Raw genomic sequence first — 16,262 nt, 5'->3', positions numbered from 1 at the left:
GGCACGCCCCGCTGAGCTGAGCGCCGCCCGCCGCCGACCGGCCCCGCCGCTCGCGCCCGCGAGCCGTCCGCCCCGCCGTCGTACCGGCTGACGCCGCACCCATCCACATCGTCGCGGTCACCCTCGTGGTGGCCGGGCGTCACTCCCCGGAGCCTGCCGTGCGCATCCTGTTGCTCTCCACCGCCGACACCGACCTGCTGGCCGCCCGCGCCAGCGGCGCCGACTACCGGCTGGCCAACCCCGCCCGGGTCGCCGCCGACGAGGTGCCCGCCCTGCTCGACGGCGTGAACCTCGTCGTCGTACGCCTGCTCGGCGGTCGACAGGCCTGGCCGGACGGCCTCGCCACGGTGCTCACCTCCGGCGTGCCGACGGTCGTGCTCGGCGGCGAGGCCCTGCCCGACGCGGAACTGATGGCCATCTCCACAGTGCCGTCCGGGGTCGTCACCCAGGCGCTGGCGTACCTGGTCGAGGGCGGGCCGGACAACCTCGGGCAACTGGCCCGGTTCCTCTCCGACACGGTGCTGCTCACCGGCGAGGGATTCGCCCCGCCCGCACCGACCCCGGCGTACGGCGTACACGGCGAACACCCCGCCGACCCGGACCGGCCCACCGTGGGCATCGTCTTCTACCGGGCGCACGCCCTCGCGGGCAACACCGGCTTCGTCGACGTGCTCGCGGACGCGGTCCGCGCGGCCGGCGGCAACCCGCTGCCGATCTTCTGCGGCTCGCTGCGCGGGCTCACCACCGGCGCCGGCCCGCTCGGGCTCTTCGCCCGCTGCGACGCGCTGCTGGTCACCGTCCTCGCGGCCGGCGGCGCGGTCGCCGCGGACGCCTCCGGAGGCGGCGACGAGGACGCCTGGGACGTCGGCGCCCTGGCTGCCCTGGACGTGCCGGTCATCCAGGCGCTCTGCCTGACCAGCACCCGGAAGCAGTGGGCCGACAGCGACGCCGGGCTGTCCCCGTTGGACGCCGCCATGCAGGTGGCCATCCCCGAGTTCGACGGCCGCATCGTCACCGTGCCGTTCTCGTTCAAGCAGATCGACTCGGACGGTCTCTCGGTCTACGCCGCCGATCCCGAGCGGGCCGCCCGGGTCGCCGGGATCGCGGTGCGCCACGCCCGGCTGCGGTACCTGCCCAACCCCGACAAGCGGGTCGCCGTGGTGCTCAGCTCGTACCCCACCAAGCACTCCCGGGTCGGCAACGCCGTCGGGCTGGACACCCCGGTCTCGGCGGTCCGTCTGCTCGCCGCGCTGGCCGAGGACGGCTACGACCTGGGCGACGCGCCACCGCCCACCGACGGGGACGCGTTGATCCACGCGCTGATCGCCGCCGGAGGCCACGACGTGGAGTGGCTCACCCCGGAGCAGCTGGCCGCCGCCGAGGCCCGGATTCCCGGTCCGACGTACCAGCGGTGGTTCGACCAGGTCCCGGCCGAGCTGCGCGAGCGGATGCGGGAACACTGGGGTGAACCGCCCGGCGAGCTGTACACCGAGGGCGGCGACATCGTGCTCGCCGGGCTGCGCTTCGGCAACGTGGTGCTGCTGATCCAACCGCCACGCGGCTTCGGGGAGAACCCGATCGCCATCTACCACGACCCGGACCTGCCGCCGAGTCACCACTACCTGGCCGCGTACCGCTGGCTGGCCACGCCGGCCGTCGACGGCGGCTTCGACGCGGACGCCGTGGTGCACCTGGGCAAGCACGGCACCCTGGAGTGGTTGCCCGGCAAGGGCCTCGGCCTGGCCGCCGGCTGCGCGCCCGACGCGGTCCTCGGCGACCTTCCGCTGGTCTACCCGTTCATCGTCAACGACCCCGGCGAGGGCACCCAGGCCAAGCGGCGGGCGCACGCCGTGGTCATCGACCACCTGGTGCCGCCGATGGCCCGCGCCGAGACCTACGGCGACCTGGCCAAACTGGAACAACTGCTCGACGAGTACGCCACGGTGCAGGCCCTCGACCCGGCCAAGGTGCCCACCGTGCGGGCGCAGATCTGGGACCTGGTGCGCGCCGCCGAGCTGCACCACGACCTGCACGCCGAGGCGATGCCCGACGCGGACGACTTCGACGACTTCGTGCTGCACCTCGACGGGTACCTGTGCGAGGTCAAGGACGTGCAGATCCGCGACGGCCTGCACATCCTCGCCGACGCGCCGACCGGGGAGCCCCGGGTCAACCTGGTCCTCGCGGTGCTGCGCGCACCGCAGATCTGGGGTGGCGCCCACGCCCTGCCCGGCCTGCGGCAGGCCCTCGCCGTCGCGTACTCCCTCGACGAGCAGGAGCTGCTCGCGTCACCGGGACGACGACTGGCGCTGCCCAGCGCGTTGACCGACGTGGTGGACGGGCCCGCCGGGACCGCCGCCGACGCCGTCGACCTGATCGAGGCGCTCGCCCGGCGCCTGGTCATCGGGATGGAGACGCTCGGCTGGGACGCCGACACCGTCGACGCGGTGGTGGTGGAGGTCACCGGCCGGTCGATCCCGGACGTCGCCGCGGTGCTGCGCTTCGCCGCCACCGAACTGGTACCCAGGCTGGACCGCACCACCGACGAACTGACCAACACCCTCCGGGCGCTCGACGGTCGGTTCGTGCCGCCCGGCCCGTCCGGTTCCCCCACTCGGGGCCTGGTCAACGTGCTGCCCACCGGTCGCAACTTCTACTCCGTCGACCCGAAGGCCATCCCCAGCCGCAACGCCTGGGACGTCGGGGTCGCCCTCGCCGACTCGTTGCTGGCCCGGCACCTCGCCGACACCGGGGCGTACCCCCGCTCGGTGGGGTTGACCGTGTGGGGCACCAGCGCCATGCGGACCCAGGGCGACGACATCGCCGAGGTGCTCGCGTTGCTGGGCTGCCGCCCGGTCTGGGACGACCGGTCCCGGCGGGTCACCGGCATCGAGGTGGTGCCCACGGCCGAGCTGGGCCGGCCCCGGGTCGACGTCACCGTGCGCATCTCCGGTTTCTTCCGCGACGCGTTCCCGCACGTGGTGGCGCTGCTCGACGACGCGGTCCGGCGGGTCGCCGCCCTGGACGAGCCGGCCGAGGAGAACTACCTGCGCGCGCACGTCGCCGCCGACCTCGCCGAGCACGGCGACGAGCGGCGGGCCACCGCCCGGATCTTCGGCTCGAAGCCCGGGGCGTACGGCGCGGGCCTGCTGCCGCTGATCGACGCCCGGACCTGGCGCAGCGACGCCGACCTCGCCGAGGTGTACGCGGTGTGGGGCGGCTACGCCTACGGCCGGGGCCTGGACGGGCGGGAGGCGCGCGCCGACATGGAACGGTCCTTCGCCCGGATCTCGGTGGCGGTGAAGAACCAGGACACCCGCGAGCACGACATCGTCGACTCCGACGACTACTTCCAGTACCACGGCGGGATGGTGGCGATGGTCCGTCACCTCACCGGCACGGCACCGGCGGCGTACGTGGGTGACTCGGCGATGCCGCACGACGTGCGGACCCGCACCCTGGGCGAGGAGACCCGGCGGGTGTTCCGGGCCCGGGTGGTCAACCCGAAGTGGATCGCCGCGATGCGCCGGCACGGCTACAAGGGCGCGTTCGAGCTGGCGGCCACGGTGGACTACCTGTTCGGCTACGACGCCACCGCCGGTGTCGTCGACGACTGGATGTACGAGCACCTGGCCGCCGCGTACCTCTTCGACGAGACCACCCGGGAGTTCCTGGAGCAGTCCAACCCGTGGGCGTTGCGTGGCATCACCGAGCGGCTGTTGGAGGCCGCCGACCGGGGGCTGTGGGCCAAACCCGAACCGGCCACCCTGGACCGGCTGCGCGACACGTACCTGGCCAGCGAGGGCGATCTGGAGGACCGGGCATGACGTACCCGTTCAGTGCGGTGCTCGGCATGGCCGACATGCGGTTGGCGTTGCTGCTCAACGCGGTGTCCCCGGCGATCGGCGGGGTGCTGGTCCGGGGTGAGAAGGGCACGGCCAAGTCCACGGCCGTGCGGGCGCTGGCCGCGCTGCTGCCGCCGGTCCGCCGGGTCGCCGGCTGCCGCTTCGCCTGTGACCCGGCCGAGCCGGACCCGGCCTGCCCGGACGGGCCGCATCCGGCCGACGCGGCCGCCGAGACGCACCCGGCCCGCCTGGTGGAGTTGCCGGTGGGCGCCGCCGAGGACCGGGTGGTCGGCTCACTGGACCTGGAGAAGGCCCTCGGCGAGGGCGTACGCGCCTTCGAGCCGGGTCTGCTCGCCGCCGCGCATCGGGGTGTGCTCTACGTCGACGAGGTCAACCTGCTGCACGACCACCTCGTCGACCTGCTGCTGGACGCGGCGGCGATGGGCCGCAGCCACGTCGAGCGGGAGGGCGTCTCGGTCAGCCACGCCGCCCGGTTCCTGCTGGTCGGCACGATGAACCCGGAAGAGGGGGAGCTGCGACCGCAGCTTCTGGACCGGTTCGGGCTCACCGTCGAGGTCGGTGCCAGCCGGGACCCGGCGGTCCGGGTGGAGGTGGTCCGTCGTCGGCTGGCCGCCGACGCCGATCCGGCCGGGTTCGCCGCCCGCTTCGCCGACGCCGACGCGGAGATCGCCGGCCAGGTGGCGGCCGCCCGTCGCCGTCTTCCCGGGGTACGACTTCCGGACGCCGCGTTGCGGCAGATCGCCGAGGTGTGCGCCGCGTTCGACGTGGACGGGATGCGCGCCGACATCGTCACCGCCCGGACCGCGTTGGCGCATGCCGCGTGGTACGGCCGGGACCGGGTCACCATCGACGACGTGCGGGTGGCCGCTCGGCTGGCCCTGCCGCACCGCCGCCGCCGCGATCCGTTCGACACCCCGGGGCTGGACGAGAAGCGCCTGGACGAGGCGTTGCAGCGCGCCCAGGACGCCCATCCCGACGACCCGGACGACGACGGTCCCGACGACGGTGGCCCGGACGGCGGGGACCCGCAGGGCGGTGGCCCGGACGGCGAGGGCCCGCAGGGCGGCGGCCCGGATGGTAACGGTGGCCCGGACGGTGACGGCGGCCCGAACGGGGGCGGCCCGAGTGGCCCGGCCGGCGGCGGTCCGCAGCGCAACGCCGTGGACGGGCACGGCTTCGGCGAGCGTGGCGCAGACGGTCCCGGCTCCGAGGGCGGCGGCGCGGACGATCCTGGCTCCGAGGGCGGCGGCGCGGGCGGGTGGCCGCACGATGGCGATCGGCGTCCCACCGGCGGCCGGCCAAACGGTGTCGGCGACGACGACCCGACCTCGGCGCCGAGCGGTGACGGCAGCGGCGGTCGGGTGGCCGTACCCCGGGGTGGGTTGAGGGCGCGGCTGCTCACCGCGCCCGGCGTGGGCGACGGGGTGCCCGGCCGGCGCTCGCGCGCCCGGACCGGGCGGGGCCGCACGGCCGGGGCCCGGGTGCCGAACGGTCGGGTCGGTGCGCTGCACCTGCCGGCGACAGTCCGCGCCGCCGCGCCGCACCAGGCGTCGCGGGGGCGGTCGACCGGCCCGTTGCGGTTGCGTCCGGGCGACGTGCGCGAGGCGGTCCGGGAAGGGCGCGAGGGCAACCTGGTGCTGTTCGTGGTGGACGCCAGCGGTTCGATGGGTGCCCGGCAGCGGATGACCGCCGTGAAGGACGCGGTCCTCGCCCTGCTCACCGACGCGTACCAGCGGCGGGACAAGGTGGCCGTGATCGCCTTCCGGGGCGCCGACGCGCGCACGTTGCTGCCCGCCACCTCGTCGGTGCTGGCCGCCTCGACCCGACTGGCCGAGTTGCCCACCGGTGGGCGTACGCCGCTGGCCGAGGGTCTGCTCGCCGCCGCGGACCTGCTGCGGGTGGAGCGCCTGCGTGACCCGAAGCGCCGCCCCCTGGTCCTGATCGTCACCGACGGCCGCGCCACCGCCGGCACCCGTCCGTTGGATCGGGCGGCAGGGGCGGCGGCGGTGCTGGCCGCCTCGGGTGCCGCCTGCGTGGTCGTCGACTGCGAATCTGGCCCGGTCCGACTGAACCTGGCGAATCGCCTGGCACTGCAACTACGCGCCCCTCGCCGTCGACTCGACGACCTCGTCGCCGACCCCCAACCACCAACCCGTGGAGATCTTGGAAGGAATACGCCCTCCCAGGGGCACTCTTCTTCCAAGATCTACACCGGCGGCGCCACCGCAGACAGGGGAGATCGCTGATGCCGCAGGGGCAGCCGACACACGTGCCCGCCGACGGGTTGACGACCCGGCAGCGCCGGCACCGGCCACTGCTGATCGTCCATACCGGACAGATGAAGGGCAAGTCGACAGCCGCCTTCGGGATGGCGTTGCGGGCCTGGACGGCCGGTCTGCCGATCGGCGTGTTCCAGTTCGTGAAGAGCGCCAAGTGGCGGGTGGGGGAGGAGAACGCCTTCCGGGCCCTCGGCGAGGTGCACGAGCGTACCGGCCAGGGTGCACCGGTGGCCTGGCACAAGATGGGTGAGGGCTGGTCCTGGATCCAGCGCGGCGGCGACGCCGACCACGCCGCCGACGCCCTGGAGGGGTGGCGGCAGATCCAGCGGGACCTGGCCGCCGAGCGCTACGGGCTGTACGTGCTGGACGAGTTCACCTACCCGATGAAGTGGGGCTGGGTGGACGTCGACGAGGTGGTCACCACCCTGGCCGACCGGCCGGGCTTCCAACACGTCGTCATCACCGGCCGGGACGCCGACCCGCGCCTGGTCGCCGCCGCCGACCTGGTCGCCGAACTGACCAAGGTCAAGCACCCGATGGACGCCGGCCAGAAGGGCCAGAAGGGCATCGAGTGGTGAGCACACCCTGGCCGCTGCCCCGGGTGGTGGTCGCCGCGCCGGCCAGCGGCCACGGCAAGACGACGATCGCCACCGGGCTGCTCGCCGCACTGCGCCGTCGCGGCCTGACGGTCAGTCCGCACAAGGTCGGCCCGGACTACATCGACCCCGGCTACCACGCCCTCGCCGCCGGCCGGGCCGGGCGCAACCTCGACCCGTTCCTGGTCGGCGCCGACCGGATCGCCGGTCTGCTGCGGCACGGCGCGAGCGTCCCCACGCCCGCCGACATCGCCGTCGTCGAGGGCGTCATGGGCCTGCACGACGGCGCGGTCGGCCGCCGCGACTACGCCTCCACCGCCCACGTCGCCCGGCTGATCGACGCGCCCGTGCTGCTGGTGCTGGACACCACCGCGCAGGGCCGCTCGGCCGCCGCGCTGACGCTGGGCATGGCCGCCTTCGACCCGGCGGTGCGGATCGGCGGGGTGATCCTCAACCGGGTCGGCTCACCCCGACACGAGACGCTGCTGCGCGACGCCCTCGCCGAGGTGGGCGTGCCGGTGCTCGGGGCCGTCACCCGGGCCGCCGAGGTGGCCGCGCCGGCCCGGCACCTCGGGTTGGTCCCGGTCGCCGAGCGGGCGCCTGAGTCCCTGGCGATCGTCACCGCGCTCGCCGAACTGGTCGAGGCCACAGTGGACCTGGACGCCGTGCTCGCCCTGGCCCGCAGCGCCGGGCCGCTGACCACCCCGGAGTGGGACCCGGTCGACGCCGTCGGCGGTCCGGTCGACGCGGGGCAACCACGGGTCGCGCTCGCCGGAGGTCCGGCCTTCACCTTCTCGTACGCGGAGACCGCCGAACTGCTCACCGCCGCCGGCGCGGACGTCGTCACCGTCGACCCGCTGCGCGATCCGGCGCTGCCCACCGGCACCCGGGCGGTGGTGATCGGCGGCGGCTTCCCCGAGGCGTACGCGGAAGCGCTGGCCGGTAACACCACGCTGCGCGCCGAGCTGGCCGACTTCGACGGGCCGATCGTGGCCGAGTGCGCCGGGCTGCTCTACCTCGGGCGGTCCCTGGACGGCGTACCGATGTGCGGCCGGCTGGACCTCACCGCCCGGATGACCGGCCGGCTCACCCTCGGCTACCGCGACGCCGTGGCGGTCACCGACTCCCCGGTGGCGCTGTCCGGCGAGCCGGTACGCGGACACGAGTTCCACCGCACCACCACCGACCCGGGGCACGGCGACCGGTCGGCGTGGCGCTGGAACGACACCGAACACGGCTTCGTCAGTGGACGGGTGCACGCCTCCTACCTGCACACCCACTGGGCCGGTCACCCGGAGGCGGCCCGCCGGCTGGTGGAGGCGTGCCGATGACGGCCACGTTGACCGGGGTGGGTGTCGGCCCGGGCGACCCGGAACTGCTCACCGTCAAGGCGGTGCGGGTGCTGCGCGAGGCGGACGTCGTCTTCGTACCCGTGATGGCCGAACGGGTCGCACCCACCGCGCCCGCCACCGCGACGCCGTCGGGCGCCGACGCCGGGCGGGCCGAGGCGACAGTGCGGGAGTACGTCGCGGCGGACCGGCTGCGCCGGCTGCCGTTCGCTCTGGACGACCGGGGTGGGCTGACCGCCCGCCGGGTGGCGGCCTGGGACGACGCGGCCCGCACTGTCGTCGAGGCGGTCGACGCCGGAGCGCGGTCGGTGGCCTTCGCCACCATCGGCGACCCCAACGTCTACTCCACCTTCGGTTACCTGGCGCAGAGCGTGCGGGTCCTGCGCCCGGCGGTGCGGGTCGCAACCGTCCCCGGCGTCACCGCCATGCAGGAGCTGGCCTCCCGCAGCGGCACCCCGCTCTGTGAGGGACGCGAACCGCTGACCCTGCTCCCGGCCACCGCCGGGTCGGTGCTGTTCGCCGACGCCCTCGCCGGGCCGGGCACCGTGGTCGTCTACAAGGGCTGGCGGCGGCACCCGGACCTGCTCGCCGAGCTGCGCCGGCAGGGCCGCCTCGCCGACGCGGTCCTCGGGCGCAGCCTCGGGATGCCCGGTGAACGCATCGGGCCGGTCGACGCCACCGAGCACGACCTGCCGTACCTGTCGACGCTGCTGGTTCCGGCCCGCCGCGAGCACCGAGGAGGGAAGCTGTGACCAGTGACGGCACCGTGTGGTTCGTCGGCGCCGGCCCGGGGGCGGCGGACCTGCTGACCCTGCGGGCCGCCCGGGTCATCGCCGGGGCGGACGTCGTGATCTGGGCGGCCAGCCTGGTGCACGCCGACGTGCTCGACCACGCCCGCGCCGGCGCGGAGATCGTCGACTCGTCGCAGCTGCCCATCGAGGGCGTGTTGCCGCTCTACCGACGGGCCGCCGAGCAGGGGCTGACAGTGGCCCGGATCCACTCCGGCGACCCGGCGCTGTGGGGCGCGGTGCAGGAGCAAGTGGACCTGTGCCGGGCACTCGGCCTGGCCGTCGAGATCGTCCCCGGGGTGTCCTCGTTCACCGCCGTCGCGGCGATCGTCGGACGGGAGCTGACAGTGCCCGAGGTGGCCCAGTCGGTCATCCTGACCCGCCTCGAAGGCGGCAAGACCCCGATGCCGCCGGGCGAGCGGGTCCGGGACTTCGCCCGGCACGGCACCACCATGGCGCTGTTCCTCTCGGCCGCCCGCTCCGGGCAGGTGCAGGCCGAGCTGCTGGCCGGCGGCTACCCCGAGGACACCCCGGCCGTGGTGGCGTACCAGGCGACCTGGCCCGACGAACTGGTGGTGCGCTGCACGGTCGGCACGTTGGAGGCCACGGTCAAGCAGCACAAACTGTGGAAGCACACCCTGTTCCTGGTCGGGCCGGCGCTGGCCGCCGAGGGCACCCGTTCGCACCTCTACCACCCCGGGCACTTCCACACCTTCCGCCGGGCGGAGCCGGCCGCCCGCGCCGAGCTGCGCCGGCAGACCGCCGCCCGTGCCGGCGAGAACCAGACACCATGACGTACGCCGAGCCGCCGCTGCGCGAGCCGGACCTGCCGCGTACCGCGAAGGTCTGGCCCACCGCGCTGCGTACCGGCTGGACCACCGGTGCCTGCGCGACGGCGGCGGCCAAGGCGGCGGTCACCGCGCTGGTCACCGGGGAGATCCAGCCCGACGTGGAGATCGGTCTGCCCGCCGGACGCCGGGTGCGCTTCCCGGTCGAACGCTGCGAGGTGACCGGCAACCCACCGGTGCGCGCCGAGGCGGTCGTCGTCAAGGACGCCGGGGACGACCCGGACGTCACCCACGGCGCGGAGCTGACCGCCACCGTGGGCTGGACCGACGACCCCGGACTGCGGCTCGCCGGCGGTGCCGGCGTCGGCACGGTCACCAAGCCCGGCCTCGGGCTCGCGGTCGGCGGTCCGGCGATCAACGACACCCCACGCCGGATGATCGGCGAGGCGGTGGCCGAGGTGGTCGACCTCGCCGAGGTCGGCGTCCGGGTGGTGATCAGCGTGCCCCGAGGCGAGATCATGGCCCGCAAGACCACCAACCGGCGGCTCGGCATCCTCGGCGGCATCTCGATCCTCGGCACCACCGGGATCGTCCGACCCTTCTCCACCGCGTCCTGGCGGGCCAGTGTCGTGCAGGCCGTACACGTGATGGCCGCCCAGGGGGAGCGGACCGTGGTGCTCTGCACCGGTGGGCGTACCGAGCGGGCGGCCCGCGCGCTCCTGCCCGACCTTCCCGAGGTCTGCTTCGTCGAGGTCGGCGACTTCACCGGCGCGGCGGTGACCGCGGCGGTGGGCGACGCGATGACCGGGGTCGTCTTCGTCGGTATGGCCGGCAAGCTCGCCAAACTCGCCGCCGGCATCCTGATGACCCACTACACCCGATCCAAGGTGGACCTGTCCCTGCTCGGCGCGGTCACCGCCGAGGCCGGCGGTGGTGCGGCCCTCGTCGCCGCCGTGACCGAGGCGAACACCGGGCGACACGCGTACGAGCTGTGGGAGGCCGCCGGGCTGCTCGAACCGGCCGGCGACGTGCTCTGCCGACGGGTCCGCCAGGTGTTGCGGCGCTTCGCGGGGCCGACGGTCACCGTCGACGTGGCGATGGTCGACTTCGCCGGAGCGCGCGTCGTCGCCTCGTCCGGTCGGTGGCCCCGATGAGCACCGTGACCGTGACAGTGGTCGGCCTGGACGCCGCCGGAGCATCGCCGCACCCCGCCCTCGCGCCCGCGCTGGCCACCGCCGGGCTGGTGGTCGGCGCTGCCCGGCACCTGGCCGCGGTCCCCGTACCGGCCGGCGCGGACACCATCGCCCTCGGGCCGCTCGCCCCCGCCCTGCGCCGCCTCGCCGAGGTCGTCGACGCCGGAGTGCCGGCCGTGGTGCTGGCCAGCGGCGATCCCGGCCTGTTCGGTATCGTCCGGCGGCTGCGCGCGGCCGGGCTGCCGCTGCGGGTGGTGCCGGCGGTGTCCAGTGTGGCCGCCGCGTTCGCCCGCGCCGGGCTGCCCTGGGACGGCGCCGCCGTGGTCACCGCGCATGGACGTGACGCCCGGGCCGCCCTGAACGCCTGCCGGGCGCTGCCGCTGGTCGCGGTGCTCACCGCGCCCGGCGCCGGTGCGGCCGAGCTGGGCGCCGGCCTGGTCGGTTGGTCCCGCCGCCTGCTGGTCGCCGAGCACCTGGGCACCGACGCCGAACGGATCCGCACGGTGAGCGCCGAGCAGGCCGCCGCCGAGACCTGGGCCGACCCGCACGTCCTGCTCAGCCTCGCCGACGCCGTGCCCGCCGGGTCCGCAGACGCCGCGCCCGATCCGGTCGCCGTCGGCGGGATGCGTGTGGACAACCAGCCGGCCGCCGCGCCGCCCGGCGGATGGGCGCTGCCGGAGGCCCGCTACGCCCACCGCGACTCCATGATCACCAAGTCGGAGGTCCGTGCCCTCGTCGTGGCCCGGCTGCGCCCCCGCCTGGGTCGGCTGGTCTGGGACGTCGGCGCCGGTAGCGGCTCGGTCGGCATCGAGTGCGCGCTGCTCGGCGCGGCCGTGCTCGCCGCCGAGCAGGATCCCGCGGCCGGCGCGACCATTCGGGCCAACGCCGCCGCGCACGGGGTCACCGTCCGGCTCCTCGTCGGGCGGGCCCCGGAGGCTCTGGCCGGCCTCCCCGAGCCCGACGCGGTCTTCGTCGGCGGTGGCGGTCCCGACGTCCTCGCCGCCGTGCTGGCCCGCCGACCCGGGCGGGTGGTGCTCACCCTGGCTGCACTGGACCGGGTCGCACCGGCCGTCGGCCTTATGCGCGCCGCCGGCTACACGGTCGAGGGCAGCCAGCTCTCCGCCGCCCGCCTCGCCGACCTGCCCGGCGGGTCGATCCGCCTCGCGGCCACCAACCCGGTGGTCGTCCTCACCGGGGAGCGCCCGTGACCGACCAGAACCCGCCCGCCCGGATCGGCCTGGTGGCGGCCACCGCCGCCGGCCGCCGGTACGCCGACGCCGTGACCGCCGCGTGGCCGCACGCCCGGCTGGTCGAGGGGGACAGCGTGGCGGACGCGCTGCGGTCCGCCTGGGCCGGGTCCGACGCGGTGGTCGCGTTCCTGGCCACCGGGGCGGTGGTACGGATCCTCGCGCCGCTGCTCGGGGACAAGCGCACCGATCCGGCGGTGGTGGTCGTCGACGAGGCGGCCCGGCACGCCGTGGCACTGCTGGGCGGCCACGCCGGTGGCGGCAACGCCCTCGCCGAGCAGGTCGGTACGCTGCTGGACGCCCGCCCGGTGATCACTACCGCCACCGACACGGTCGACCTGCCGGGACTGGACACCCTCGGCTGGCCCGTCCAAGGCGCGGTCGCCGCGGTGTCCCGGGCCATCCTGGACGGCGAGCCGGTCCGGCTGATCGCCGACGCCGACTGGCCGCTGCCCGCCCTGCCGCCGAACGTGCGCCCCGCCGACGGGGATACGCCGGAGCACGGGTACCGCCTGCTGGTCACCGATCGCGTGGTGCCACCCGACGAGCGGACCGCCGTGCTGCGCCCACCGTCGCTGGTCGCCGGGGTGGGCGCGAGTCGGGGCGTACCCGCGGCCGAGGTGTTCGAACTGCTGCACCGGGCGCTGGCCGAGGCCGGCCTCGACCCGGCGAGTCTGCGCTGCCTGGCCAGCGCCGACGTCAAGGCCGACGAGGCGGGCATCCGCAGCACCGCCGACGCGCTCGGCGTACCCCTGGTTACCTGGCCGGCGACGCGGCTGGCGGCGGTCGACGTGCCGAACCCCAGCGAGGTGGTCCGCGCCGCGGTCGGTACGCCGAGCGTGGCGGAGGCCGCGGCCCTGCTCGGTCCGGACGGCCGGGCCGCCGACGCGACGCTGCTGGTGGGGAAGACCGCCACCGCGATGGCCACCGTGGCGGTGGCCCGGCACGCGCCACGCGGCCGGCTCGCCGTCGTCGGCCTCGGACCGGGCGCGGCCGATTTGCGCACCCCCCGCGCGGTGGCCGAGCTGCGCCGCGCCTCCGTGGTGGTCGGCCTGGACCAGTACCTCGACCAGGTCCGCGACGTGTTCCGCCCGGGCACCCGGGTGCTCTCCAGCGGGCTGGGCGCGGAGGAGGAACGGGCCCGCGTCGCCGTCGCCGAGGCCGCCGCCGGCCGCGCCGTCGCGCTGGTCGGGTCCGGCGACGCCGGGGTGTACGCGATGGCCAGCCCCGCCCTGGAGTACGCCGACGAGCGGATCGACGTGGTGGGCGTGCCCGGCGTCACCGCCGCCCTCGCAGCCGGCGCGTTGCTCGGTGCGCCGCTCGGTCACGACCACGCCTACGTCAGTCTGTCCGATCTGCACACCCCGTGGGAGGTCATCGAGCGGCGGGTGACCGCCGCCGCCGAGGGTGACTTCGTGACGGTGTTCTACAACCCACGTAGCCGGGCCCGGGACTGGCAGCTCGGCAAGGCGCTCGGCATTCTCGGCGTGCACCGGCCACCGGACACCCCGGTCGGTGTGGTGCGCAACGCCAGCCGCCCCGGCGAGCGGACCCACCTGGCGACAGTGGCCACTATCGACCCGGCCGTGGTCGACATGTACAGCGTCGTCGTGGTCGGCAGCAGCGACACGAGGCTGGTCGCCGGCCGGATGGTCACACCCCGGGGGTATCGGTGGCGCTCGTGACCATCGGCGCCTGCCAGGGCTGCGGCGCCTGCCTGCTCACCTGCCCCACCCACGCGATCCGCCCGGTCGCCGGCGGTCTCACGGTCCGCGTCGACCGGTGCACCGGCTGCCTGGAGTGCCTGGAGATCTGCCCGGTCGACGCGATCCGCATCGTCGAGCCCGACCCCTGCGAAGGAGCCCGATGAGCCGGGTGGTGCACCCGATCGAGGCCGAGTCGTACCGCATCCTGCGCGAGCGGGTCGACCTGTCGCACCTGCCGCCGCTGACCCGCACGGTCACCGAGCGGGTGGTGCACGCCAGCGCCGACCTCGCCTACGTCGACGACCTCGTCTGCGACGAGGCCGCCCTCGAATCGGGGCTTACCGCGTTGCGCGGCGGGGCGCCCGTGGTCACCGACGTGGCGATGGTCGCCGCTGGGATCACCCGAGCCGGCCTGGAACTGGTCTGCCCGATCGCCGAACCGGCCGCCGCCGAGCTGGGCCGGTCGGCCGGCATCACCCGCTCGGCGGCGGCCGTGCGGATCGCCCTGCGACGGGTCGGTCCCGGGGCGGTCTGGGTGGTCGGCTGCGCGCCCACCGCGCTCGCCGAACTACTCACAGTGGACGCCGCTCCGGCGCTGGTCGTCGGCCTGCCGGTCGGCTTCGTGGGTGCCGCCGAGTCGAAGGCGGCGCTGCGGGCCAGTGGCCTACCCGGGGTGTCCAACGTGGGAGAGAAGGGCGGCTCGGCGGTCGCCGCCGCCGCCCTCAACGCCCTGCTCTACGTCGAGGAGAAGTCATGACCGGTCTGGTCATCGTCGGGCACGGCACGCGCAGCGCGGCCGGGGTCGAGCAGTTCGCCGCTCTCGTCGAGCGGGTCCGCGGTCGCGGTGACGTCGGCGACGTCGAGGGCGGTTTCATCGAGCTGTCCCGCCCACCGCTGACCGACGCGGTCGGCGCGCTCGTCGCTGGTGGGCACCGCGCCCTGGTGGCGTTGCCGCTGGTGCTGACCGGCGCCGGACACGGCAAGGGCGACATCCCCGCCGCGATGGCCCGGGAGCAGGAACGCCACCCCGGGCTGACCTACCGCTACGGCCGCCCCCTCGGCCCGCACCCGCTGCTGCACGACGCCCTCGAACAGCGCATCGACACCGCATTGGCCGGTGCTGCCCAGGCCGGCACGGCCGACTGGGACGGCACGGAACTGGCCGGTGCCGACCGGGCCGGCACGTGGGTCGCGTTGATCGGGCGGGGGTCGACCGACCCGGACGCCAACGCCGAGGTCACCAAGGTCGCCCGACTGCTCTGGGAGGGACGCGGCTACGCCGGCGTCGAGCCGGGGTTCATCTCCCTCGCCCAACCGTCGGTCCCGGCCGTGCTGGAGCGGCTGCGCCGCCTCGGCGCGCGGCGGATCGTCGTCGCGCCGTACTTCCTGTTCGCCGGGGTGCTGCCGGACCGCATCGTCGCCCAGTCGGCGGAGTTCGCCGCCGCCCACCCCGACCTGGACGTGCGGGTGGCCGAGGTGATCGGCGACTGCGACGCCCTCGCCGACCTGGTGCTGGAACGCTACGCCGAGGCGCTGGGCGGGGACATCCGGATGAACTGCGACACCTGCGCGTACCGGGTGTTGATGCCCGGCTTCGCGGACAAGGTGGGTCGCCCGCAACGCCCGCACGACCACCCCGACGACCCGGTCGGCCATCACCATCACCACGACCACGACCACCACGGGCACGACCACCACCACGGGCACGCACACGGCTCGGTAGCGGTGGTCGGCGGTGGGCCGGGGCCCGACGACCTGATCACGGTACGCGGAAAGGCGCTGCTCGACGCCGCGGACGTCGTGGTGGTCGACCGACTCGCCCCGCAGGGGCTGCTCGCCGGGCTGCGCCCCGACGTGCTGGTGGTCGACGCGGCGAAGGTGCCCCGTGGCCCCTCGATGGCCCAGGAGGCGATCAACGAGGCCCTGGTGTCGCACGCCCGCGCCGGTCGCCGGGTGGTCCGGCTCAAGGGTGGTGACCCGTACGTCTTCGGGCGCGGCCACGAGGAGGCCCAGGCCTGCGCGGCGGCCGGCGTGCCGGTGACGGTGGTGCCCGGGGTGAGCAGCGCGCTCGCCGCGCCGGCCCTCGCCGGCGTGCCGGTCACCCACCGGGGCGTGGCGCACGACGTCACAGTCGTGTCCGGCCACCTGCCGCCCGGTCACCCCGACTCCCTTGTCGACTGGGCGGCGCTGGCCCGGGCCCGGGGCACCGTCGTGTTGCTGATGGCCGTCGACACCATCGCCAAGATCGCGACCGTGCTGATCGAGCACGGACGTGCCCCGCAGAGCCCGGTGCTGTCCGTGCAGGACGCCGGGCTGCCCGGGCAGCGATCGGTGCCCGCCCGGCTGGACGAGATCGGCGCCGTCGCCGCCCGGGAGGACATTCGTCCACCCGCCGTCTTCGTCCTCGGCCCGGTGGTAGCGCTCACCACCACCGGGCCGACGGTCTGACG

Annotated in this window: 12 protein-coding genes; all 12 read left to right on the top strand. The window is 75.3% G+C overall.

Annotation, left to right across the window (positions count from 1 at the left end; genetic code table 11):
* Positions 1 to 158: 158 nt before the first annotated feature.
* Genes cobN through cobA form a run of 12 tightly spaced genes read left to right on the top strand, consistent with a single transcriptional unit; the run spans position 159 to position 16,260 of the window.
* Positions 159 to 3,827: a cobaltochelatase subunit CobN gene (gene cobN, locus O7614_RS18505; RefSeq protein ID WP_278139710.1), complete on the top strand. Its 3,669-nt coding sequence runs from the start codon at positions 159 to 161 to the stop codon at positions 3,825 to 3,827.
* The gene (locus O7614_RS18500) at positions 3,824 to 6,112 is read left to right on the top strand and encodes a VWA domain-containing protein (RefSeq protein ID WP_347404357.1); all 2,289 of its coding nucleotides are present in this window, start codon (positions 3,824 to 3,826) and stop codon (positions 6,110 to 6,112) included. Before cobN ends, O7614_RS18500 begins: the two co-directional genes overlap by 4 nt.
* Positions 6,112 to 6,723, top strand: coding sequence for a cob(I)yrinic acid a,c-diamide adenosyltransferase (cobO, locus tag O7614_RS18495; protein ID WP_278139709.1), 612 nt, complete (start codon positions 6,112 to 6,114; stop codon positions 6,721 to 6,723). Before O7614_RS18500 ends, cobO begins: the two co-directional genes overlap by 1 nt.
* Positions 6,717 to 8,072 (top strand): cobyrinate a,c-diamide synthase, encoded by a 1,356-nt coding sequence (locus tag O7614_RS18490; protein WP_278139708.1) that lies wholly within the window; start codon positions 6,717 to 6,719, stop codon positions 8,070 to 8,072. Before cobO ends, O7614_RS18490 begins: the two co-directional genes overlap by 7 nt.
* Positions 8,069 to 8,842 (top strand): precorrin-2 C(20)-methyltransferase, encoded by a 774-nt coding sequence (gene cobI / locus O7614_RS18485; protein ID WP_278139707.1) that lies wholly within the window; start codon positions 8,069 to 8,071, stop codon positions 8,840 to 8,842. The genes O7614_RS18490 and cobI overlap by 4 nt, the downstream gene beginning before the upstream one ends.
* Positions 8,839 to 9,672 carry a precorrin-4 C(11)-methyltransferase gene (gene cobM / locus O7614_RS18480; RefSeq protein WP_278139706.1) on the top strand — a complete coding sequence of 278 codons (834 nt, stop codon included), beginning with the start codon at positions 8,839 to 8,841 and terminating at the stop codon, positions 9,670 to 9,672. The genes cobI and cobM overlap by 4 nt, the downstream gene beginning before the upstream one ends.
* Positions 9,669 to 10,820, top strand: a complete 1,152-nt coding sequence (locus O7614_RS18475) for a cobalt-precorrin-5B (C(1))-methyltransferase (protein ID WP_278139705.1) — start codon at positions 9,669 to 9,671, stop codon at positions 10,818 to 10,820. The genes cobM and O7614_RS18475 overlap by 4 nt, the downstream gene beginning before the upstream one ends.
* Complete coding sequence (gene cbiE, locus O7614_RS18470; RefSeq protein ID WP_278139704.1) at positions 10,808 to 12,067, top strand: precorrin-6y C5,15-methyltransferase (decarboxylating) subunit CbiE; 1,260 nt, start codon at positions 10,808 to 10,810, stop codon at positions 12,065 to 12,067. The genes O7614_RS18475 and cbiE overlap by 13 nt, the downstream gene beginning before the upstream one ends.
* Positions 12,064 to 13,791 (top strand): precorrin-3B C(17)-methyltransferase, encoded by a 1,728-nt coding sequence (cobJ, locus tag O7614_RS18465; protein WP_278139703.1) that lies wholly within the window; start codon positions 12,064 to 12,066, stop codon positions 13,789 to 13,791. Before cbiE ends, cobJ begins: the two co-directional genes overlap by 4 nt.
* Positions 13,779 to 13,976, top strand: a complete 198-nt coding sequence (locus O7614_RS18460) for a 4Fe-4S binding protein (protein WP_278139702.1) — start codon at positions 13,779 to 13,781, stop codon at positions 13,974 to 13,976. Before cobJ ends, O7614_RS18460 begins: the two co-directional genes overlap by 13 nt.
* A complete protein-coding gene (locus O7614_RS18455; protein ID WP_278139701.1) occupies positions 13,973 to 14,569 on the top strand; it encodes a precorrin-8X methylmutase in 597 nt (198 codons plus the stop codon). Before O7614_RS18460 ends, O7614_RS18455 begins: the two co-directional genes overlap by 4 nt.
* A complete protein-coding gene (gene cobA, locus O7614_RS18450) occupies positions 14,566 to 16,260 on the top strand; it encodes a uroporphyrinogen-III C-methyltransferase (protein WP_278139700.1) in 1,695 nt (564 codons plus the stop codon). Before O7614_RS18455 ends, cobA begins: the two co-directional genes overlap by 4 nt.
* Positions 16,261 to 16,262 lie beyond the last annotated feature (2 nt).

The sequence above is a fragment of the Micromonospora sp. WMMD961 genome, assembly GCF_029626145.1.
Lineage (GTDB): Bacteria > Actinomycetota > Actinomycetes > Mycobacteriales > Micromonosporaceae > Micromonospora.
The sequence above is the reverse complement of the archived record's forward strand: the minus strand, read 5'-3'. Positions and strand labels throughout refer to the sequence as shown.

Excerpts from the sequence above, each read along its gene's own strand:
- O7614_RS18500 (WP_347404357.1), top strand. The coding sequence starts at position 3,824 with ATGACGTACCCGTTCAGTGCGGTGCTCGGCATGGCCGACATGCGGTTG.
- cobO (WP_278139709.1), top strand. The coding sequence starts at position 6,112 with ATGCCGCAGGGGCAGCCGACACACGTGCCCGCCGACGGGTTGACGACC.
- cobI (WP_278139707.1), top strand. The coding sequence starts at position 8,069 with ATGACGGCCACGTTGACCGGGGTGGGTGTCGGCCCGGGCGACCCGGAA.
- O7614_RS18475 (WP_278139705.1), top strand. The coding sequence starts at position 9,669 with ATGACGTACGCCGAGCCGCCGCTGCGCGAGCCGGACCTGCCGCGTACC.
- O7614_RS18455 (WP_278139701.1), top strand. The coding sequence starts at position 13,973 with ATGAGCCGGGTGGTGCACCCGATCGAGGCCGAGTCGTACCGCATCCTG.
- cobA (WP_278139700.1), top strand. The coding sequence starts at position 14,566 with ATGACCGGTCTGGTCATCGTCGGGCACGGCACGCGCAGCGCGGCCGGG.